Source organism: uncultured Nostoc sp. (genome assembly GCF_964247315.1).
In the GTDB taxonomy this organism is placed as follows: domain Bacteria; phylum Cyanobacteriota; class Cyanobacteriia; order Cyanobacteriales; family Nostocaceae; genus Nostoc.
Genome location: NZ_CAXTTT010000034.1, coordinates 17,692 through 40,025, shown reverse-complemented (window position 1 = coordinate 40,025; position 22,334 = coordinate 17,692). Strand labels below are relative to the sequence as shown.

15 protein-coding genes and 3 tRNA genes are annotated in these 22,334 nt (G+C 42.4%); 8 read left to right on the top strand and 10 right to left on the bottom strand.

The window, feature by feature from the left end:
- Window positions 1–6: 6 nt before the first annotated feature.
- Window positions 7–921, bottom strand: a complete 915-nt coding sequence (locus ACFE93_RS12545; RefSeq protein ID WP_375473599.1) for a rhodanese-related sulfurtransferase — start codon at window positions 919–921, stop codon at window positions 7–9.
- 72 nt (window positions 922–993) lie between these two features.
- Here ACFE93_RS12545 and ACFE93_RS12540 point away from each other — a divergent pair.
- From ACFE93_RS12540 to ACFE93_RS12530, 3 genes are all read left to right on the top strand, one after another.
- Window positions 994–1,066 (top strand) — tRNA-Ala (locus tag ACFE93_RS12540).
- Window positions 1,067–1,342: 276 nt separating this feature from the next.
- Entirely contained in the window at window positions 1,343–1,789 is a 447-nt protein-coding gene (locus tag ACFE93_RS12535) for a DUF2127 domain-containing protein (protein ID WP_375473598.1), read from the top strand.
- A 167-nt stretch (window positions 1,790–1,956) separates the two neighbouring features.
- Window positions 1,957–3,363 carry a 1-acyl-sn-glycerol-3-phosphate acyltransferase gene (locus ACFE93_RS12530; RefSeq protein WP_375473597.1) on the top strand — a complete coding sequence of 469 codons (1,407 nt, stop codon included), beginning with the start codon at window positions 1,957–1,959 and terminating at the stop codon, window positions 3,361–3,363.
- An 8-nt stretch (window positions 3,364–3,371) separates the two neighbouring features.
- Here the strand turns inward: ACFE93_RS12530 and ACFE93_RS12525 are convergent, their stop codons facing one another.
- Together ACFE93_RS12525 and ACFE93_RS12520 are read right to left on the bottom strand one after the other, a co-directional pair.
- The gene (locus ACFE93_RS12525) at window positions 3,372–4,361 is read right to left on the bottom strand and encodes a sulfate ABC transporter substrate-binding protein (protein ID WP_375473596.1); all 990 of its coding nucleotides are present in this window, start codon (window positions 4,359–4,361) and stop codon (window positions 3,372–3,374) included.
- A 440-nt stretch (window positions 4,362–4,801) separates the two neighbouring features.
- Window positions 4,802–5,782 carry an AraC family transcriptional regulator N-terminal domain-containing protein gene (locus tag ACFE93_RS12520; protein WP_375473616.1) on the bottom strand — a complete coding sequence of 327 codons (981 nt, stop codon included), beginning with the start codon at window positions 5,780–5,782 and terminating at the stop codon, window positions 4,802–4,804.
- A 182-nt stretch (window positions 5,783–5,964) separates the two neighbouring features.
- Here ACFE93_RS12520 and ACFE93_RS12515 point away from each other — a divergent pair, with 182 nt between their 5' ends.
- From ACFE93_RS12515 to ACFE93_RS12505, 3 genes are all read left to right on the top strand, one after another.
- Window positions 5,965–6,393 carry a cupin domain-containing protein gene (locus ACFE93_RS12515; RefSeq protein WP_375473595.1) on the top strand — a complete coding sequence of 143 codons (429 nt, stop codon included), beginning with the start codon at window positions 5,965–5,967 and terminating at the stop codon, window positions 6,391–6,393.
- Between the two features lie 45 nt (window positions 6,394–6,438).
- Entirely contained in the window at window positions 6,439–7,446 is a 1,008-nt protein-coding gene (locus ACFE93_RS12510) for an aldo/keto reductase (protein ID WP_375473594.1), read from the top strand.
- 99 nt (window positions 7,447–7,545) lie between these two features.
- Window positions 7,546–7,659: a 3-hydroxyacyl-CoA dehydrogenase NAD-binding domain-containing protein gene (locus ACFE93_RS12505; protein WP_375473593.1), complete on the top strand. Its 114-nt coding sequence runs from the start codon at window positions 7,546–7,548 to the stop codon at window positions 7,657–7,659.
- Window positions 7,660–8,224: 565 nt separating this feature from the next.
- Here the strand turns inward: ACFE93_RS12505 and ACFE93_RS12500 are convergent.
- A tRNA-Ala gene (locus ACFE93_RS12500) sits at window positions 8,225–8,297 on the bottom strand.
- Between the two features lie 687 nt (window positions 8,298–8,984).
- Between ACFE93_RS12500 and ACFE93_RS12495 the strand changes: the two genes are divergently transcribed.
- A complete protein-coding gene (locus tag ACFE93_RS12495; protein ID WP_375473592.1) occupies window positions 8,985–9,272 on the top strand; it encodes a type II toxin-antitoxin system VapC family toxin in 288 nt (95 codons plus the stop codon).
- On the top strand, window positions 9,266–9,367 hold the full coding sequence (locus tag ACFE93_RS12490) for a hypothetical protein (RefSeq protein ID WP_375473591.1): 102 nt from the start codon (window positions 9,266–9,268) through the stop codon (window positions 9,365–9,367). The genes ACFE93_RS12495 and ACFE93_RS12490 overlap by 7 nt, the downstream gene beginning before the upstream one ends.
- A 662-nt stretch (window positions 9,368–10,029) precedes the next feature.
- Here the strand turns inward: ACFE93_RS12490 and ACFE93_RS12485 are convergent.
- From ACFE93_RS12485 to ACFE93_RS12460, 6 genes are all read right to left on the bottom strand, one after another.
- A tRNA-Met gene (locus ACFE93_RS12485) sits at window positions 10,030–10,103 on the bottom strand.
- A gap of 166 nt (window positions 10,104–10,269) precedes the next feature.
- Window positions 10,270–12,567 (bottom strand): peptidoglycan DD-metalloendopeptidase family protein, encoded by a 2,298-nt coding sequence (locus ACFE93_RS12480; protein ID WP_375473590.1) that lies wholly within the window; start codon window positions 12,565–12,567, stop codon window positions 10,270–10,272.
- Between the two features lie 799 nt (window positions 12,568–13,366).
- Window positions 13,367–13,828: a tRNA (cytidine(34)-2'-O)-methyltransferase gene (locus tag ACFE93_RS12475; protein ID WP_104908475.1), complete on the bottom strand. Its 462-nt coding sequence runs from the start codon at window positions 13,826–13,828 to the stop codon at window positions 13,367–13,369.
- A 342-nt stretch (window positions 13,829–14,170) separates the two neighbouring features.
- Entirely contained in the window at window positions 14,171–15,310 is a 1,140-nt protein-coding gene (gene gshA, locus ACFE93_RS12470; protein ID WP_375473589.1) for a glutamate--cysteine ligase, read from the bottom strand.
- Window positions 15,311–15,498: 188 nt separating this feature from the next.
- The gene (locus tag ACFE93_RS12465) at window positions 15,499–17,370 is read right to left on the bottom strand and encodes a hypothetical protein (protein ID WP_375473588.1); all 1,872 of its coding nucleotides are present in this window, start codon (window positions 17,368–17,370) and stop codon (window positions 15,499–15,501) included.
- Window positions 17,309–22,114: a translation initiation factor IF-2 N-terminal domain-containing protein gene (locus tag ACFE93_RS12460; protein WP_375473587.1), complete on the bottom strand. Its 4,806-nt coding sequence runs from the start codon at window positions 22,112–22,114 to the stop codon at window positions 17,309–17,311. The genes ACFE93_RS12465 and ACFE93_RS12460 overlap by 62 nt, the downstream gene beginning before the upstream one ends.
- Between the last annotated feature and the right edge of the window lie 220 nt (window positions 22,115–22,334).

The following is a 22,334-nucleotide window of genomic DNA, read 5'->3' as shown; positions in this document are numbered from 1 at the left end:
TCTTCTTCAACTTACATCCTGATTTTTGTTACCAATTAGGGTTTGGTAGTGGCGCCATTTTTCCTGCTGACGCGCTCTTTTGTCTTCGGTGAGGCTATCAAAACAATAGGGACAGGAGATACCTTGCTCATATTTGGGAGACGCTTTATTTTCCTCAGAAATCGGCCGCCCACAACAGAGGCACAACTCATAACTTCCTTTCTCCAACCCATGACCAACGGCTACCCGCTCATCAAAAACAAAACATTCTCCTTCCCATAAACTTTCTTGGGCTGGAACTTCCTGCAAATACTTCAGAATGCCGCCTTTGAGATGATAGACTTCTGCAAAGCCTTGGGCAAGCATGAAGGATGAAGCTTTTTCACAGCGAATGCCGCCTGTACAAAAGAGAGCAACCTTTTTGTGTTCAGTTGGGTTGAGATGGTGACGCACATAATCGGGAAATTCGCGGAATGATTCAGTTTGGGGATTTTCTGCCCGTTGGAAAGTACCGATATTCACCTCATAATCATTGCGGGTATCAATCACCGTTACTTCTGGATTGGAAATTAAATCATTCCATTCTTGGGGATTGACATAGATGCCAACTTGCTCATTTGGGTCAATTTCTGGCAATCCCAAAGTGACAATTTCTTGCTTCAACCGCACCTTCATCCGCTCAAAGGGTGGGGTTTCGGTATAGGACTCTTTGGATTCTAAGTTTGCCAAACGGGGGTCAGAACGCAGAAACCAGAGAACTGAGTCAATCGCCTGACGCGAACCGACAATTGTACCGTTAATCCCTTCAAGTGCCAGCAAAATCGTCCCCTTGACACCTTGCGCTTGGCAGTAAGACAGCAGAGGATCTTGTTTTTCGGCAAAATCTGGCAGCTTAACAAATTTATACAGTGTTGCGACAACTTGGGTATTTTCTGGCTTCATCCCTTTGGTAATAAAACAATATAAGTTACAATAACAACGGTAATCAAAGTTTATCTACTATTTTAAGTTTATGGGGGTTTAGCTCAGTTGGTAGAGCGCCTGCTTTGCAAGCAGGATGTCAGCGGTTCGAGTCCGCTAACCTCCATTGGAAATGTTTGATTAAAATGTGCTATACCTGCGGTTCTTGCTAGCCTACGCACATTTAAATCAATTAAAATCCATTTATTATCAAACAAATGGGGTTATTTTCCTTGTTAGGCAAGGGATTTGGGGAGAGGAAAGTATGGTATTGCATCCATTGCACCGATTTAAAGCCGTACTTAGTTAGAAGAATCTCTGGATCAGGAGGTGAACTCTGACTTGACAGCACTCAGGTAATTTGCTCGTTCAAAATTTGACTTATCTATACTTAGGGGGTTGTTTGGAAAAGCGTCCATTAGGGTTAGTGGCAATTGTTCTCTACAAATCATTTACCGCCTTGCTGCTTATAGTTACTTCGATCGCTTTATTATTGACATTAAAAAATTATCAAACTCTAGAGGCGTTTTCAGAAAATTATGTTTTAGAAGGTAAATCGATAATTATTGATTGGCTCTTAAAGAAAGTTGTTAACTTAAATCCTAGAACTCTGGCATTTAGCGGTATCGGAACCGGAATCTATGCTATTGTTACTGCGATTGAAGCCGTTGGTTTATGGTACGAAAAGCGTTGGGCACATGTCTTAGTATTGGGACTTGTCGGTATCAGTATTCCACCAGAGATTTATGAATTAATTCGGGGAATATCTTTGATTAAAACATTAGTTTTTGTGTTAAATCTAGCTGTATTTGTCTATTTATTCCGAAATTTTCCTAAACATCCCAACTAATTTTTGATTCGATACTTAGGGTTTATCGTTGAAAAGTTAAGGAGTGCTGAGGAACCAAGACAGCGAAAGATAGTGATTAAAAAGCTAGACCACAAAAGGCTCAGAGTTTACGCAAAACCAAGACCCCCACGTTGTACAATCGCTAGAAATACAATCTGGAGAGCGACTTGCCTAGATCGATTCAGTTTACTCAACCACCATTGAAATTTATTCCCCAACGGTTGAATCCGCTGGTACTCCAGATTTTTCGGTGGTTACTGCCGATCGCACTACGGTTTCGTACTCGCCCTTGGCTATCGGCTGGGATTGTCAAGGTTGAAGCCAAGAATGTTGAAGTATTAGTTGAACTCTATCAACAATTTCAGGCTGGAAAAATTCGCTTTTTGTTGGCATTTCGCCACCCAGAGGTAGAAGATCCTCTCTGTATGCTGTATTTGCTTTCTTGGATTGTGCCACAAGTTGCCTGTCAAAAAGGTATTGCACTAAAATCCCTGGTTCACAGCTATTTTCTTTATGACCGAGGTATGACAGTTTGGGCTGGAAAGTGGCTAGGTTGGCTGTTCTCTCTGCTGGGGGGTGTGCCGGTTCGTCGTGGTAGGCGACTAGATCGGCAAGCTATCCAAAATGCAAGGGAGTTGTTTGCTAATGGCGAACTTCCGATCGCAGTGGCACCGGAAGGCGGTACTAATGGTCATAGTGGCATTGTTAGCCCCTTAGAACCTGGCGTTGCTCAAATGGGGTTCTGGTGTGTAGAAGACTTAGAAAAAGCTAACCGTTCTGAGACTGTGATCGTTGTGCCAATTGCTATCCAGTATCGCTACGTTGAACCACCTTGGTCTAAACTAGATTGGCTCTTAAGTAAGTTAGAAGCTGATAGTGGCTTGAAAGTTTTGGAAATTGATTCTGGCGAGCGCGAAGAGATTTACCATCAACGCCTCTTTAGGTTGGCTGAATATCTGATTACCGAGATGGAAGAGTTTTATCGTCGTTTCTATCATCAAGACATTCCAAAAACTATTTCAACTGATGAATCTGCTAGTGCTAATCAGGTATTAGTTGCCCGACTCCATCGCTTACTGGATAAGGCATTACAAGTTGCCGAGCAATATTTTGGAGTTCAAGCGCAGGGTAATTTTATTGACCGCTGTCGCCGCTTGGAAGAGGCTGGCTGGAGTTACATTTACCGAGACGATTTGCCAGAGATCAATGCTTTACCACCCTTCAAACGCGGTTTGGCAGACTGGATTGCTGAAGAAGCCGACTTGCGAATGCGGCACATGCGGATAGTGGAAAGTTTTGTTGCAGTCACAGCTACTTATATTCAGGAACAACCGACGGCGGAACGGTTTGCAGAAACAGCTTTGCTTGTATTTGATATGCTTTCTCGAATTCAGGATACAACACTTCCGGGGCGACCTCGCTTAGGTTTGCGACAAACACAAATCACTGTGGGAGAGCCAATTTCAGTTACAGAACGCTTCAGAAATTGTCAGGGCGATCGCCAAGCGTCTAGACAGGCTGTGAGCGATTTGACACAAGATTTGCAAATCGCTTTAGAGAAGATGATTAGATAGTAGAAATTCTAAGACTTTTTCGCTCGAATTTTGTCAAAGATTGCACCTTCATCAAAGAATTTTTTCTGAATTTCGTCCCATCCTCCTAAATCTTCAGCTTTGAAGATCGTTTTAATTTTAGGAAATTTGCCTTCCATTTCTTTTGTAACAGTCAAGTCAACGGGACGAAATCCTAATTTAGTAAACTCTCGTTGTGACTCTGCGGTGTAAAGAAATTTGATAAATGCTTCGGCAATCGCACGAGTACCATGTTTATCAACATTTTTATCTACAACAGCAACAGGATTGTCGATAGAGATATTAATATCAGGCACAATATATGAGATTTTTTTACCATTTTTTGCTAGCAAAATCATCTCGTTTTCGTAGTTGAGCAGCACATCACCTTGATTATCGTTGAAGAATAATTCAGTGGCATTTCGAGCCGTTTTAGGTAACAAAGGTGCATTGTTATAGACTTTGGAAGTAAAGTCTATTGCTTGATTTTCATTTTTGCCAGTTTCTGTTACAGAACCCCAGAGACTAAGGAAGTTCCAGCGAGCACCGCCAGAGGTTCTAGGGTCAGGTGTAACCACATTTACGCCATTTCGTGCCAAATCTGCCCAAATTTTGATATTTTTGGGATTACCTTCACGAATAGCGATCGCATCTAGAGATTTGGTAACAATTGCATCATTAGGCGCTTCTTTTTCCCACCCAGGTTGAATAAAACCTGCCTGAACAAGTTTATTTATATCAAGGGCAAGTGACAGGTGTACCACATCAGCTTCTTTACCGTCAATCACAGCAAGAGTCTGGGAACCTGACCCATCATAGCTTTGATTGAAAGTAACGTTTTGATTATGTTCTTTCTTCCACTGTTCAATAAATTTGGGAATGATCTGCTGGTATGCTGCACTAGTAACTGAGTAAGAAACAAACGTTAGTGTTACATCATTCTGGGAAACTGCACTAGTATTACCAGTATTATTGATATCACGTGGAGAGCAGGCAGCCATTATTACACTCAAGCTAACTCCGACTAAGAATAGAGATACAACACCCAATGAAGAATACTTGTATAACCAATTTCGTATTAGTTGTACGCGCCACTGTCTTGTAGTATGTAAAGCTTTAATAATATAAGTCTGAACTAATTCAGTCAAATATCTCCTAGATTTAAAAGTACGTTGCCCCTGGTTCATCAAATTTTCCCTTAAATCTGCGGTAACTCAATCTGGATACTGTGGTTAAGGGGCATTATAAAACAGTGGTTAAGGATAAATAACTTTTTATTAACCTAAATTTAAACAAATTATCTCCGTACCGAAATCTGTGAGTGAAACGATAACTTTGCCGTTAGCGAAGACACAAAAACATTCAGCATACGGTGCGCTACACAGAGCTGTCTCCACAATGTTTTAGCGATTTCTGGCAAGATTAAGGCATATTGGGGAGATTATATTGAACTAGCAGTCTCTCTAACAGTTTCTCGCAACCGCTCCACATCGCGCATCGGTGGGGCACCAAAGAGCCGCTTGTACTCTCGATTGAAGTGCGAGGCATCATCGTACCCCACTCGATAGGCAGCACTGGTAGCGTCAAGGTTTTCCCCCAGCATCAGACGGCGAGCCTCCTGGAGCCGCAGTTGCTTCTGGAACTGCAAGGGACTCATTGCCGTGACAGACTTGAAGTGATGGTGAAAGCCCGAAACGCTCATTCCCAGTTCTCGTGCGATGCTTTCAATCCGAAGCGGCTCGTTAAAGTCTTTACGAAGTCGCTCGACGGCTCTGGCGATGTAGTAGGTGTAGCCACCTAGAACTGCAATATGACGGAGCCGATTACCTTGCTCTCCCATCAGGAGTCGGTAAATGATTTCCCGCTTAATCAGTGGTGCGAGAACATGAGCTTCAGCAGGGGAATCTAGAAGCCTGACGAGCCGCACCACAGCGTCCAACAGATTTGCATTCAACGGACTTACGTCAATCGCTTTCACATCACCACGGCTGCGCGATGAAGGATACCCTGCCTCGACCATCACTGAGCCAACTAGGGTGGGGTCAAGATCGAGGCGAAGGCTAAAGTACGGTTGCGCCTTAGACGCTTCCAGAATTTGGCTGACAATCGGCAATTCGACCGTAGCAAGCAGATAATGCATCGGGTCGTACTGATAGCGATCGTTGCCCAGAAGAACTTCTTTGCTGCCCTGAGCAATCACACAAAAGGCAGGGATAGAGACACTATGACAGGATTCCGAAGGCGAGGAGGAGCGGTTGAAGTGCAATCCTTTGAGTGGCTCAATCGTCCCATCATGACGAATAGCCTGTGCAATACGCTCAGTCAGTTCGTCTCTGTTGGCTTGCGCTCTGTCTGCCTCGCGCTTTGCCAGGTCGTTCATTAAATCTATATCGGACTTTTCACTCGTTTTGGCAGCGTTCATTTCTAAGTTTGCAGGATTGTACAACAATCTTAGACGATCGTCATATTGCTTGCCCTTGAGGATTCTTAGAATGAGGCTAAAGCAATGAAAAATGATTTCGGCTTCTTGTAAGCAATCTAGATTTTTATTCAAAAGAAAACTCAGTTTTGATTGGACAAGAGACTTGCCTGCTAGCCACCGAAATGGCATCAAGTAAAGGAATTAACAAAATGGACATCAAAAGAAGTGGTTCACAGCCTTCCGCCAAAGGACCAGCTGAGTATTTTACCGGCACTGTACGCATTGACCCCCTGTTCGAGGCACACGATCCGGCGCGTGCGATCGGAGCCAGTGTCACGTTCGAGCCTGGTGCTAGGACAGCATGGCATACCCACTCGTTGGGACAGACTCTGATCGTGACGGCTGGCTGCGGCCTTGCACAGCGCTGGAGCGACGTGATCGAGCAAATTCGTCCGGGAGACGTGATTTGGTTCTCGCCAGGGGAGAAGCATTGGCATGGTGCCACGGCAACCACAGCCATGACCCATATCGCCATCCAGGAGCAACTCGACGGCAAAACCGTGGACTGGATGGAGCAGGTCAGCGACGAACAATACCAGACCCGATCGTAAGGCAAGACAGTTCCAACCTTTAATTCAAAGACAGGAGTTCAAAAAATGCAGAAGCGCAAACTCGGAAACAGTAATCTGGAAGTCTCGGCTATCGGGCTTGGCTGCATGGGAATGAGCTTTTCCTATGGCCCGCCCAAAGACACACAGGAAATGACCGATCTTCTCCAGTCCGCCGTCGAACGCGGCGTTACATTCTTCGATACCGCCGAGGTCTACGGCCCGTTCACTAATGAAGAGCTTGTGGGCAAAGCCCTGGCTCCCTTCCGCGGGCAAATGGCGATCGCCACCAAATTCGGGTTTGACTTGAATCCTAATTTCGATCCTCGCGGGATGAAGGGTTCGCCCGGACTGAACAGCCGACCGGAGCATATCAAGCAGGCCGTCGAGGGTTCGCTCAAGCGGCTCAAGGTCGAGACAATCGACCTGCTCTATCAGCACCGGGTTGACCCGAACGTGCCGATTGAAGACGTGGCTGGAGCGGTGAAGGAACTGATTCAGTCAGGTAAGGTTAAACACTTTGGACTCTCTGAAGCAGGAGTGCAAACGATCCGTCGCGCGCATGCGATTCAGCCTGTCACTGCTCTCCAGAGCGAATACTCGCTGTGGACGAGGACTCCTGAAAAGGAAGTGATACCGACCCTTGAGGAACTCGGAATCAGCTTTGTCCCGTACAGCCCGCTGGGCAAGGGCTTTCTCACTGGCAAGATGGACGAAAGCACGACCTTCGACAGTTCCGACTTCCGCAGCACCCTGCCCCGCTTCACTAAGGAGGCTCTCAAGGCGAATCAGGCCCTGATTAATCTGCTCGGCAGCATTGCAGAACAGAAGCAAGCGACACCTGCTCAAATTGCGATCGCCTGGTTGCTTGCTCAGAAGCCGTGGATTGTTCCAATCCCAGGCACCACGAAGCTGCATCGCTTGGACGAAAATATCGGGGCAGTCTCAGTCGAACTCACGCCCGACGATTTACGTGATATCGATGATGCGGCCTCTAAGATCGTGGTGCAAGGAGCTCGCTACCCCGAAAAGTTGGAGCAAATGACCGGTCGTTGAGTGGCAAAAAATGTGTTCTCTGGTTGCATTCCGTAGCTCACTAAGCAAGGCAACACGTGCAAGGCAGATAGTTGGCAGCGATAGACAAGGCAGAGCAGTATGCGAGTTGGCATTCTAGGTTCGGGATTGATGGGTGGCAAACTCGGAACGCTCTTCGCCCGTGCAGGGCATGAGGTGGTGTTCAGTTACGCGCGCCGCGCCACGAGAAACTGAAGAAGCTCGCGCAGGACGCTTATGGGAACGCGCGGGCGGGTACACCTGACTTTTCAGGGGATGTGGAAACGGGAGACTGGTTCGCGAACCAGTCTCCCATAAATGGAATGCTACAGAAGAACTATTTTTAGGCATTTTTCAAGTTTATGTCATGCCATCTCTGCCAAATACCTCAAGGATAGAAAGGCGATTCTTCTGAGAAATGTACAGCAGTCTTGCGATGAAGTTCGACGAATTGCCCTAAGTTTACACAATCAGGGAGTATATCCGTCTGAAGCCTGCGTTTCAGAACCCAAAAGTATGCCACCAGGATCTTAAGATACAGAGAAGCCCGTACAGCATTGCAAGAGATACAATGCCAATTAGGCAAATGCTAACTTAAATTTGCTTCGAGCCATCGAGCAATCATTTCTTCTAGCTTTTCCTTGCCTTCCTCTCCCTCTCCATTGTGCGACAATTAACAAGCATTAATTGTCCTTTTAAAACAACAAGTATAAATTGACACTTTTGGACGAATAGTGCTTGTTGTCGCAGTTTTGAGTAAGTAGGTTATAGGTTTTAATAATGGAGCTAAGCGGATTCGAACCGCTGACCCCCTCAATGCCATTGAGGTGCGCTACCAACTGCGCTATAACCCCAGAACCCTTAGTAGGTAAGCTTTTTAAGCTTACTAATTAGTTCTATAAATTATGTTACCTTAATCATTATGCAAGTTTATGTAAGTTAAGTCAAGACAACTATATTAAGTTATGTACATTCACAAATTAGATGTCGTTGATTCACAAATTAATGTCGCTAACTTGAACCGACAAAAGCCTTGCTACCGCTCTTCCGTCACTCTAGGAAAATAAAAATCTCAGGCAACATTTAAACTTCATACAGCACTTAGGTTTGAAGCTTTATTTTTTAACATTATGGTCAGAAATATGTATTTTGTCTGAAAATCTTGCATAGCAAGGATTATATGTTTTTACTCTGGTGAGAGTGATTAAAGAGCGCTACACGGGGTTTTTGTTACTTTTTTGGCTCTGGAGTTTGCTGTTTATCGTATGGACTGTTTGGGCTTGGTGGGCTGTTCCTGCTGCGTTACTAGGGTTAATATTTGCTTACTACTAGACAGTTGATGCGGCAGGTGTCTACTGTAGCTTGTTGGAGTCTGCTTTTGATTTGTATCGCTTCTTAGAACTTTATAAATCCCTTCGCTGGCCAATACTTATTAATCTAAAGCCAAGAGTTGCGGGTTTTTAGCAGGGAAAAGTTAAGATTCCTGATGATTTTGATGAGACTCCAGAAGAAGTAATTGCAGCATTTTATGGGGATGAGTAGTGAGTTTTTTGTTAGATACTCATATTTTGTTGTGGTTTTTAGAAAATGATTCTAAATTGCCAGGTCGGGTACGAGAGGTAATTACTAATCCTGAAAATTTAATTTTCGTCAGTGCTATTAGTGCTTGGGAGATTTCAATTAAACAGTCTTTAGGAAAGTTAATTGTTCCTGGTAATTTGGAGGAGGATTTGCGCTTCAGTCGGTTTGAGGTTTTGTCTATGACATTGGCACATGGAATAATGCTGATTTGCCTCTACACCATAAAGATCCTTTTGATAGAATGTTAATTGCTCAAGCTTTGGTAGAAGGTTTAACAATAATTACAGTAGACCAAAAGTTTAAATTTTATGATGTGCCATTATTCTTTGATGATTTCGGGTAGCTCAAATATGCCAAAATTTCAGAACTCTAGCTTTCTCTAGAATAATTGTTACAGGTTTACTTCATTTGCTGATTGTTTTTTGGTGCGATCGCAATTTTGTGAGAGTAATCCCTCTTGGGTCTGCCTACTTTATTGGATAGCTAGTTATCCAAGTAAAAAGGAATGCTTTTAGTGATAGCAATCACAGGACTAAACTAACTCTTTAGTAGGACTTAGACAAAAAGTAGCTAGAAAAAAGCCTCAAATGTATATACAGAGATATTTTGACATCGGTTTGCCTGGTCTCGTTTGTGGTTGCCAGTTAATTTCTGGGCTGCATCTTTAAAGGTAGATTTGATAGTGTCGGAGAGCATGAACCCTGGGATTCCAATTCTAGAGATTTAGTACAAGCGCAAGCAGTTTTGCACTTCATATCTTCTCGAATGGCTGGTATTTTATTTCTTTGCAAGTCCCTTAGTCTCTAATCTTGCGATATTAATTTGTGAACGGTTATCTCGAATGAGTTGCGACATCAATTTAGTGAAAGAGCGACATTAATGTGTGAATGGCGACATCTAATTTGTAAATGTACAATGATAGTCAAAAGACCCTCATATACAAATTCAGTCTCCCAATTCTACAGATGACTAAAAGTTGAAACCCTTATATTTTTATTTTTAAAATGGCTCAGGTCGGAGTTGAACCAACGACCCCAGGCTTATGAGTCCCGTGCTCTAACCAACTGAGCTACTGAGCCAGATTCATTCAAGTCATTAGCTAATATAGCATACAAATTTGCTCAACACTAGCCCCTTTTGCAATTTTGCTAGAATTTCTATTCCTGTTGAGGTAGTAGGAAACTGAAGAGGGAGGTAAACTCCCTCAACTAACAAAGCAATGATTTAGTTAAAAACAACTAAGAATTACAGGCGTTGTGGTAGAAAGGCTATTGGGTTAACAGCATCTTTACCTGATGGATGAATTTCAAAGTGGCTGTGTGGACCAGTGCTGTGACCAGTAGTACCCATTAAAGCAATTGTTTCTCCTTGATGTACCTGTTGACCCGGTTGCACCAGAATCTTGCTGTTATGAGCATAGCGAGTGCTGCTGCCATCAGGGTGATGGATTTCGACGAGGTTGCCGTAGCCACCTTTGTTCCAGCCAGCTTTCTCTATTGTACCGTCAGCTGAGGCAACAACTGGCGTGCCAGTGGAGTTAGCAATATCAATTCCCTTGTGGGGTCTTCCCCAGCGCATACCAAAGCCAGAAGTGAGAGTACCCTTCGTCGGCCAGATATAAGCCAAGGTTGAAGTAGATGGAGGAGGTGTAAGTTCGTCAATGGGTCTGGGTAGATATTGATCCACTGCTGCTAAAGGCGGCATTATCTGTGGAGAAACTGTGGTTCCTCGCATCTTTCCTAAAGAGTCAGAGGCATTTACTCTTCCAGAAGGCGTTGCAACCCTTGTGGCAGATTGAGTGCCAGAGGGAGTCCACTTACTAGCAGAACCTAGATTAGGCAAGAACTCTGGGTTTACTGCTTCGGTAGCACCTACAGTAGTCTGGAATTGGGGCTTAACTGGCTGAACGCTATAGTTACCTCGAATCGGTGTCGGAACTGGAATTGGTATTGCTACACTATTTGGTCTAGATGCAGGGTTAGGTACACTGAAATTATTGGGCGTAGAAATAGGAGTGAGCATAGCAGCATTATTAGCTTCAATCGCTGCTGCTGGCACAACTAAATTACCAGACTGTTGAGCGCGATATTTCTGCTGTAACCTCTGGATTTCTGCTTGTAAGCCCTGCAAACGGTCATTATTGCTATTGTTTACCCTTGCTACCCTATTTGCTGGTGTATTAGGCTGTTGCATTTCGGCAAAAGCTTGTGGCGCTGGAATATCACCACCGACGCCATAAGACTTAGCTGTAGGGGAGGCAGTTTCTAAGTCGGTCGCACTGTTTGCCTGAATCTGTACAGTTACCGATGTAGGGACAGCAACGCTACTTTTGTCGGCAATAGTTGGTGATGGTAAACTAGGTAGATATGAGTTGGCACTACCAATATTCAAAGGGGAGGTAGCAACATGAGGAGTTTTGTTAGACTCTACAAAAGTTGGCTGACTCGCTACAGTTGCCTCAACTTTAACAGCAGGAATTTGAACAGCAGGAATAACTAGTTTTTGACTAATTCGCAGTTCATTGGGATTATTGAGGTTATTTGCTTTAACTAGTTCTGATACTGAAGTATTGTATCTGCTGGCGATCGCTGCTAGTGTATCTCCTGGCTTAACTTCGTAGGCTGTATGTGTCGAGGAGGCAATCACTATTGGCGTCGCTGGGACAGATGCACTTGTCTGTGTCTTCTGTTTTAACCTCGATATCAAGTTCGCTTGGCTTGCATCGCTAGAAGTGTCTAACTGGGTTGCTAATGCAGTCTTCTCAACTACAGTTGTCGGCTGCGCCAATTCTATATCAGCTTGTGATAAATTTTTGGTCTCTCCAGACTGTAACTGCGCCAGACTCTTTCTTAAACGGTTCGACTTTTCTTGTAAGCGATTTAGTGCGAACTCTTGTTGCGCCTTAAGTTGTGCATTTATTTCACTGTTGGCTACGCCAGATGTTGCCACTGTTTGTGGCTGGGGAGTTAGTGATGCATTTGTACTATCAACACTATAGTCAGACAGATTATTGACTGTTGGAAAACTAGTTTCGGCTAAGGTATTGTTCAATCCCTGTGCCATTTTGGGCTTCAGGTAAGTGGAATTTCTATAACCTGCGTTTGTTTGAGAAAACGTGTTTGATGCAGGAACTTGCAAAGATATTCCACTTGCCGCGACTTGCCATTTAGCTTCAAGCCCAGGCACTTGTGAGACTGCCGTTGGTTCCACGATTACAGGATTTTCCGGCACGCTCACTGATGAGACTGCTTGGGACTCCAGTTTAGTGGAGGCGAATTTCACCTTGGTGTCCGGAACAGCAGGAATTGTTGAGGTCGCCTTTTGGCTGCCTACTGGCACCGCTGCTTGGGCTTGATCGCTTTGTCGAGTCACCAAAAGGCTGGTTGCTCCCATAGAGATTGCCAAGCCAATCATTGCCGCTTTTGTCCGCACCCGGCTGTTAACTTTTGGATTCATCGCATTTAGTAGTTCTACCGGGGCATCATCGCTGCTGGGGTTATTGTTCAACACAGCTTTTACTCTCTTTTTTAATGCTCGTTTCAAAGACGACCTCCTTACAATCACTAGCGCTTAATTGACCTCGATTTTTCAGTTGCATACTAGTCAATGATTTAGATCGCAACGAACGATAGATCGAGATCACATTCACCAGAGATGCTTACGCAAGATTAACCTGCTTCTCTGATTTAGACAAGTTCACAACATCTGCTAGCAAAACTTAAATTTTGCAGTGTTTACTTGTCCGAACCACTCCTAACACCACTTAGGACGATTGATCTTACTCTTTACCATTATCCGCGCTTGTCTTGCGTCAATTGCGGGGACTGGACAAACTATTTGCCAAGTCCAAGTCGCTGCTGAGAATTAAATTGCGGCGACTTCTGGAAAAGTTATGCCCCCTGCTGTAGATATCTTCAAGATATTTCTACCTCATCCGTCTTCTCAACACGAGACTTTACGTTGATTATTCCCTAAAAAACAACCGTATTAACTATCGGCTACTTTTGGGCTGATTTCTGTCCTTTATTGAGCCACAATAGCTCAAATATAAGACATGACTGGATTTTAGCAATTTCGTTCCAAGTTTAGGATGTTTTAAATTCATCAAAATCTATCATTCAAATTTGGCAATATCCCAAGTTTCATATACAAATTTCTTATAATAACTTTAGTATACTTGTAAGTATCTTCCACTACATTTTGCAAATAAACCCAATTTTTGGTATATTGTTTTACATATTCTTGCTATTACAAAAAAAAATTTCGCAGTTAGAAATAAATCGTCTAATAGGTTTCCAGACAAATTATAAGTAAATACACTTATAATTATGAATGTAAAGAACTATTGTAAATAGCCTAGCTGACGGCGGGTTTCAAATAAGCCAATTGCTACACTTACTGACAAATTCAAGCTGCGAACCCCCGATTGGCTCATGGGAATATACAGGGTAGCATCGCAATCTGACAGAATTGCTGGTGGTAAGCCCGTAGTTTCACTACCAAAGAGTAGCCAATCATCAGGTTGAAACTGAAAGCTTACATAATTACAATTTCCACCAACCGTATAACCCAACCATCTGCCGCCACGCCCCTGATGTAAGGTCTTAAAGGCTTCAAGGGATTCGTGATAGTGTAATTTTACATAAGGCCAGTAATCTAAGCCGGCTCTTTTGAGATAGCGATCGCTAATTTCAAACCCCAAAGGACCCACCAAATGCAACTCTGTACCCGTAGCTGCACAAGTACGGGCAATATTACCTGTATTAGGAGGTATTTGCGGGTTAACTAAAACTACCTGAGGCATTATCCGTACAATTCAAGTATTGTATAAAACAATTTATTGCCAATGTTAAACCTACCAAAAGATAGAGGCTATTCATAGGTTTTGTTAATAATAATCAAGCATCCTCTACCGATTAGATTTTTAAAACGAAGTACAAATCATCCCAGAGCAATGCCTGAGAGGATATTTGGCTACAATCAGTAAATATTAAGTTTTGTGTAGAAAAAGTAAGTACTTGTGTATTTTAGGGCTGGTAGTGACTGCAATAAAAGCTACCATTTGTATGAAGACGAGAGTGGGGAGATGAGGGACAAGGGATAAACAAAGTGTTTTCTCAATGCCCAATCCCCAATGGCTTTTGAGTTAACCCAGCACAGACGAACATAATTTGTCTTCGAGTTCAATTTCGCGCTCTTGGGTGGCAATAATAGCCTGAGTGATGACGCATTGGCTGTCAAAACCGACTGCATGTAATTGCAACCACTGTTGAGCTTCATTGCCTTCGCGGAGGATTTTGTGCAAAGGGGAAAGGAAACAGCTAAAACCTTGTTGCTTGGCGATCGCCCAAACATCTTGGTAAATTTCGGTAATCCAATCTCTTGCTACAATGCTTCTGCCATCTTGCCAATGCCTTAACTGAGCATCAAGACTACCAGCAGCAGCAGCAGCTTCGTTGTCAGCAGTCAGAGTCACAAGTTCTTCAGCAGAGAAAGTACTTTGGGTTAACGGATCGATGCTGGGATTTTCGATTATTTGCAATAAACGCGCTTCTAATAAGGCAGTAATTGCTAGTAAGGCAATGGGATCTGTAACTAAATCGCAAATTCGCAATTCTAGGCGATTTAAATCATAAGGACGGCGATCGCCATTTGGTCGCACCGATGCCCACAAATGCCGCACATTCTGCATGGTTCCGGCAACGAGTTGATCTTCCACCCACTGGATATGATCGGCGTGACTGGCAAATAAGGGGACATGGCTAGGCGTTTGTGGGAAGACGCCCCAACGGGTGGAGTGATAGCCCGTAGCTTTGCCATCCAAGAAGGGAGATGAGGCGCTGAGGGAGAGAAATAGGGGTGCTTCCATGCGAATGACTCGACACGCCCGCATTAATACTTCTGGGTCGCTGATGCCTATATTTATGTGTACGCTAGCGGTGACTACTTTTGTGCCGTAGGTATTCTCAATGTAATCATGATATGGGTTTGCTGGATCGGAACGTAGAAAGCGATCGCTCCCACTCAAAGATAAAGTACTCCCCGGTATCAAGGTGTAATTGCCCAAACGATTGAGGTAGTTTCGCAACTCCCGCCTGGGACGCAGCAAGGCACACAATAAATTTTCGTAATTGTGAGATGGTTGGGTTATGTATTCAACGTTGCGGCTATCTGGTTCGCGCATAAATCCATCCAAAGCCGCAACAATTTTGTCGGAGAGACCGACAATTTCACCTTGAGGCGTACCAGTGTATATCTCAATCTCAAAGCCTTTTAATAATACCACCTTGTTCTCCTCGGCTCTCTCTACCTATAAATTGTATCGAACAAGACGAATTTCTGAATCTATCTTTAAGTCAATCAAAGGTTAAGAATCATTTAATTGCCAATTTCCGCGAAATCAAGACGGCATCTATCTGGGCTGTGTTCTAATAAATTATTACTATTGGAGTATGAAAAATATCCTAGTGTGGGTTAAATACAATATAAAATAAAATCATTGGGCGAATCACTGTCTTGAACAATATTGAGACGTATAAATTGCGCCCATACTTCATCATTAAGTAAATTTAAAGCAGTTTCGGGATTGTTAATTGCGATCGCGCCTATGACTTTACGCCATCCCTGTTGCAATAACTCAATAAAAGCCTCTTCAATAGAAACTTGACTCAGCAACGAAAGTGCAGTTTTAAAACTTGCTGAATCACCTGATAAGTTTTTCGATTTTAATCCCTGTAGTGCTACATTCAACCATACAGGCAGAAGTTCAAGCCAATTATTTTTCTGTATCTCTTTGAGTGCAGTATCTTCCATACCTAGCGCACCCCACATACATAAAGACTCTACAGCCAGTTTAGAATCGCGGTTTTCTAGAGCATTTTGCCATAATTTTTGAGCGTGATTTTGGAAGCGATTAGCAAGAAATTCATAAGCTTCCTGGACTTGAAGGGGAATTGTCACTTTATAAACGGACTCACCTCGTGGTAGGTAATCGCCACGATAGGATAACCAGTTATGAGAGCCGCAAAGATGGATTTCTCGATCAACTATGACTTCTTTGATATGGGAATCTCCCAACCAAAAAACCTGTACAGATGGTAAACCATCAGGTGTTTTTATCGCTCGAAGTTTTTTTTCTAATTCTGGTGGAATTGGTTTATCTTCATCTTCTTGTCGCCGCGCAATTCCATATCCAATTAAAATCCAAACTCCCTGATTAGCTAATTTCTGTAAAAGAGTTATAAATTTTTCATTGACAACTGCCTGATTCACCCAAGCAGAGTAAATCATAACTTGACTTTTAGCCGAATTTAAAACTTCTATAAAAGCTTGAGCAATTTGCCCATCACGTAACTGTATAGCTTCACCTACCACTGTAGAATTATCTATTTTTACATTGTTGACTGTGGCAGCTTCCAGCGCCTTTTGGCGAATATTTTCGAGTCTAGCTTCTATTTCAGTATTTTTCTGCCTGAGAATCACTTCGCGTTCAAAATTTATGGTTTCAGTTGACAATTTACATAACGCTTGCAAGGATATTTTACCTTCAGTGTGTAAAAAATCTAACCAACTTGATGCTGACTCTAAAATTTGCTTTCCATTTCTTATTTGGATACTCAACTTATTTTCAAGAGCATCAAAGATAACGAAAAGTGATATTTTTTTCCAAATTTTTTGAGTCGAAGCTAGCACCTTGCAGGAAGTGACGATTTTTCCCTCTTCTGGTATATGAAGTGCTAAATCTGAAGCTTGAATACTTTTTTGGATTTCCTCAAACGGTAAAGAAGCAATATCAGCAATTGCATTATCAATAGTTATAAAGTCTGCCAAATCAGGCAAATTTATCACCATCTCGTTTAGTGATTCAGATTGAAAGGTTATCTTGTTGCTTAAAGGGTCTGTAATAGCATTAATTTGTATAGGATATGGCGGCTGTGGTACAGACCCTTTTTCATAAAATGAGCGACCTTCAGGAGTAACTGTTAGTGGCGATGTTGGTGATAGAGTTTGTAAGGAACGAAGAGTTGTAGTAGTAGTTTTAATAAATACAGAATCAAGCCCAAGTACAGATGCTAATTCATCTTCTGTTGGCGGAGGTTGAAATTCTATAGCAGCACGGATAATAAATTCTTCGAGTACATTAAACTGGCGCGGTTCCTTGATATTTAGTTCTACCGGAGTTTGACATAAGCTATAACGAAATTGACGCGCTGCTAAAACTGATAAACTAGGACTTTGCGCTTCTATTTCGTCAACAAAATTCTTGATATTGTCATCAATCGGTTTAGCAGAAGAGGCGAGAAACATCAACGAAACCTCCATGTAGACACACGATGTTTGAAACATTGGAGTACATACTCCCGACTTGTCCACGCTGTTGAGTAAATAGCGAATGACAACCCACAATTATTAGTAATTCTTGAGCGCGGGAAAATGCAACGTTAACTCGTTCTGGTTTCTTGGCAAATCCCACATCTCCTCTATTATTATTGCGAACCATACTCACAATTACAACAGGTCGTTCCATACCTTGAAATCGGTCTACTGTACCAGTGGTGATTTGTAGCGATGGAAAATGTTTAGATTGCAAGCGTTCATCAATTTTCCTGAGTTGAGCGCCATAAAAAGTAATCACGGCGATTTCTTTTTTTGGTTCACCATTAGCAACTCTAGAAGCCCAAGTAGTCTCAAACTGCTTACATAGACGTTCAATCGCATTAATTTCTGGAATATTAAAGAATGAAGTTTCTATAGTTTCCTCTTTAAACTCATTACTTCCAGGCGTTTTTATCCAGATAAGATGGTGATATTCTTGGATGATTTTGCTTGCTAAATTATGTGCGCGTTTTGTATCCGGCTCCAAAATCCCACATTCTAGTTTACCATCATAAAACTGATTGATTGCCCCCATAATTATTGGGTGCATTCGATATTGAATATTTAACATTTCTTTAATGCTATCATTAGCAGTTTCAAACTGAATTTTGAACAGTGACTCTTGCAATAATTCTAGTTCTGTATTTGTGCTGCCAATCTCTTGAGAAACTTCCTCTAAAGTATTCGTGTCAAGCATGGGTGGTAATTGTCGATGGTCGCCTACCATGACTAACTTTTTGCCTTTCAAAGCTGGGATTAATAACTCTGGAGGAGTACATTTACTTACTTCATCAATAATGACAACATCAAAGTATTTGAATTCTTGTGAAAAATCGTAATTTGCGGCTTGAACACAAGTGATACCAATGACGTTGGCATTATCTAGATAAATCCGCCTTAAATCAGTGCGTAGGCGTAGCCCGCCGCAGGCATCGCCTTCCGTTGGCTGTCTTAATTTTCCTATCCAATCTTGGACAAAGTGCTGATATCGATTGAGATAAATTTCTTCATTTTGGAGTTGTTGTTGCCAAGATTGAAACTGAGTCTTGATATTGCGTAACGATTCCAGATTAAACAAGTCTGTAGAATCAAGTTCAGGCTTGAATTTACCAGGAATTGCTTCCCAAATTGACTGCCACCAAGTTCGCTCATTTGAGATATATTCTAATTGCTGCTGTAAATGCTCAACAATATTCTGGATTTTGCATTGAATTTCTAAAAATTTGCTTTTGTAAGTTTCAGTTGTTGTCTGCAAGCTATAAATGCAAATTACCAGCAGGTCTTTGATAGTCGAAAGTGTAGCAAAAGGATCGATTAAGGAAATCAAACTATTAAGTTGTTCTAGCCGATTTTCCCAGTTCCGTATTTTTGCTGTAAATTGTGGGGATTCAGTCAGAATATTTGAGGAATTATTGAGGTATCGTTGCACTAAAAGTCTTAATTCATTCGGTAAGTGGGGAAAGGATGAAAGTTCTTGCAAGAGTGCGAGCGCTCTTTGAAATTTGAAGTCAGCTTCACTGCGAGAAGTTTCTAAATGTTCTTGATTAGCAGATATTTTTTGCTGCTCATTAGCCGCTGACCTCATCTGTTCATTTAATTGAACCTCAAGCTGCTTTTGCTCTATTTCTGTTTCGGCCTGTAGTTGCTTCAGCCATGTACGCGCACTCGTAACTATGCCATTGACCACCTCCTCTGTAATTTGGGAAATAGCCAATTCACTGTCAACAGGTTTAATTTTTTGACGTATAGTCTGGGCTTGTCTCCTAATAGCCTCAAGAGTTACGGCCGCACCATAACGGCGACTATATGGACGTAACTTTTGAGCTATGGAATCCAAACTTTTCTGCTTGACAGCAACCGCAAGCCCCCATTCAATAATCCGACCCCAGACCCCTAGTGGTTTCTCAATCTCATCGATGCTATTTTGTGCTAGTTGCTTCAGCTTTATGAGAGATTCCACAGGGTCTAGCGCGTTACTAACGCTCACCTGGGAAATAGCAGCTTCATTGATTGAGCGATTATCTAGTAGATTTCGCCCCCGCACGAGTAAATCTCTGATTTCAGTAACCCGACTACATACTCTATCCCATTGGCGATATTTTTGAATTAATTCATTGACTTTTAACTGACACTGATCAATACTTTGTTGCCAGGGTAGATATTGATCTGCGATCGTCATACTTCGTAACCTCGAAGGTAATGAAATTAAGTCAACTCTAAAGTCTTGACGATTTTGTAAGCACTGTATCAATACATTGATAATATTTAAATTAGCTGTAGACAACCATATATCAAGGTCATTTATTGCTAAAATGACCTCAGATTCACGGTTTTGTAGATCCCTAATTCTTTGCTGTAAACTTTGCTGGTTAACAAGCAATTGTTGGTGATTTGACTTTAGGCGAGCAAGAGATTCGGAATTTTGTGTGTAAGTTTGTGCAGCTAACTCCGCTTCGGTCATTGCCATAGTTATATTACTAGCGTAGGCTAATGCTGTGCGAACTTTAGTAATCCAAGAAACTACAGTGTTCTGTAACCAACCAGCTAAACCAAATAAGCTATGATTTGGTTGAACCATACCAAGTTCAGAAGCCAAATTAATTGCTAACCGAAGATTAGCAGCAAAGTTTCGCAAGAAAGCGTCTGTAGATGTGTATTTATTCAGACCCGCCCACAAATTAAGAAGTGCTGGGTCTTGCCAGTCAACTGAAGGTGCTTGATTCAGCAATTCCTCTAAAGCAGTTTTCAGAGATTCAACCTCGCCTAGTTGAGATGCGGCTTGATTGTATTCATTTTTTTGGGTTGTACAAGCTGACTCTAATTTTGCTTTACGCGTCTGTAATAAATTCTGCTCTCTATTAAATACCTCTTCTACTTTCAGGTATGCTGTGAAACGTTGTGATGCTGACAGCAATTCACGTAAAACTCTTACGTTATCGAGGCGCTGGGTGAGATTTTTTTCGCAGTCAGTAGCAGTATTTTCTAACCATGTACCAATCACTCGATCTTCTAAAAATGGCTGTCCTTCCTCTCCAACTTTTTCGGCGTTTCCCTTTCGCACAGCCCGGATTACAGGGTTATGAACTAATCGACTCAGGGCGTTATCTACTGCTAAATTAGCTTGAGAAGTAATTAGAGTGCGTCCACCCCGTAGAGCAACTTGATAGCAAATCTCGGCAATTACGGTAGTTTTACCAGTACCTGGCGGCCCTTGAATTAAAACTAAATCTTCAGCTGCAAGCACTGTTTCTACTGCTGCTTTCTGGCTAGGATTAGCAGAGGATAATAACAAATCTTCTGGTCGTAATTCAACGGTTTTTTGAATAAGTCTTGCTTGGGAAGCGTCGAATAAAAAGTTTCCCAAATAGGGATTTTGGGTATGTCCCTGTTTTAATTGTGTCAAGGCTGCTTTTTTGCGTTTAATCTGTTGGATGTCACCAACTGCCTCGAAAAACAAAAATCCGGTAGCTGGTAGCTGATAAAGCCCTGCTGCCATGTAGTCAGCTAAATCGCGTTCTAGCCTCACGCGGATAATGCAACTGTTTGGGAGAACTTCTTCAATAATTCCTAATTGGCGACTGTTGCGCCAGTTTTGTCCTCTGGGAGTAGTCTCGAACAGCTTAACCTCTTCATTTTTTGCTCGTTTTACCCGTTCCCAGAAGTTTTCCACAGCCAAGGAATTTTCATCAGAACCGTCAAGAGTAGCTGAGGTTACGTCAATCTCAAAAGTAATCCGTCTTCCGAACCCATTGTGGCTGAAAAAAGGCACACAAAATTGCCGTGTTTTAGCGATGTTTTCCTCAATCTGTAAAAATACTTCCCAAATTCGCAGATGATCTTCTGTAGGGAGATGGTTGCCGCATATAGGCATAGCTGCCACCTGTGTCAATGCCGTTGGCGGAATATCGATATGATACTGATGATTAGGCAACAGCCGTAAACGATAAGGTACAGCATAGCCATCAGCATTTCCCTGTGAAAGTTGTCGCAACTTAGCAGATAGTATTCTTAAACCGCCCCTTCCATCTTGTTGTACAACTGCTCTAAATCCTAGTGTTTTTCCTAGCTTCTCAAGTCTTGCAGGTAATTGAAAATCATCTTGATCTGTTGCTATAGTTAGATCCCAAATTTCTTCTCCAGGATTTTGCCCCGTACCCTTGCGGCGTACATATACTAAGCGAGGCTCTTGACCTAGTAAATCAAATATTAACTCGTTAGCACGCTCTTGTCGCTGCCAAGGTTCACGATATGATTCAAGGGCTACTTGACTTTCAAAATTGCTGATTAAACTATTAATTGCTGAAGAACCTAAGAAGACATAGCCCCATTTTTCCAAATCTGTTTTAATATTTAAGCAACTTGCTTGGAAAGAGGTAGTAACGGATGGTTCTGGCGTTTTAGAGGGACGATTTGTTAAGATTTTGGGTTGATGAATTTCTAAAGTTTGTCGTTTGTGAAGGGGAGCAAGCCGATTTGGAGATATAGTCTTTGGTGAATTTGGTTGATGACTGGTTATAGCTAATTCCTGTTGTATCCCATTTTTAGATGCAAATTTTTTAGCAGCCAAACGGATTCGTTCTGCCTCAGACTCTGAAATTTTGCTGCTATAGCTTTTGACCGCGATGTTGAGTTGGTCGCAAATTGCTAGTAATTCTTTATTATCCAAATTCAATTCTTTTGATAGCTCATATATTCTGACTTGAGCGTTGTTCATGCACCGCTTACCTTTGCCAACAAAGTTTTCCAAGTCTAGTATTCCCAAATCTGGGAAGGAACAACATCTTCAAGTTCTGCTGCTTTGCTTATTTGGGGTACTATTGCCCACCAAGAATAAAATTCCCGACTCCTTAGAAAAGTCGGGAATCTGAGCCTTTCAATTTTCACAAATCAAATAGTTACAAATCACGCAAAACGTCAACTAAAGTAATTTGATC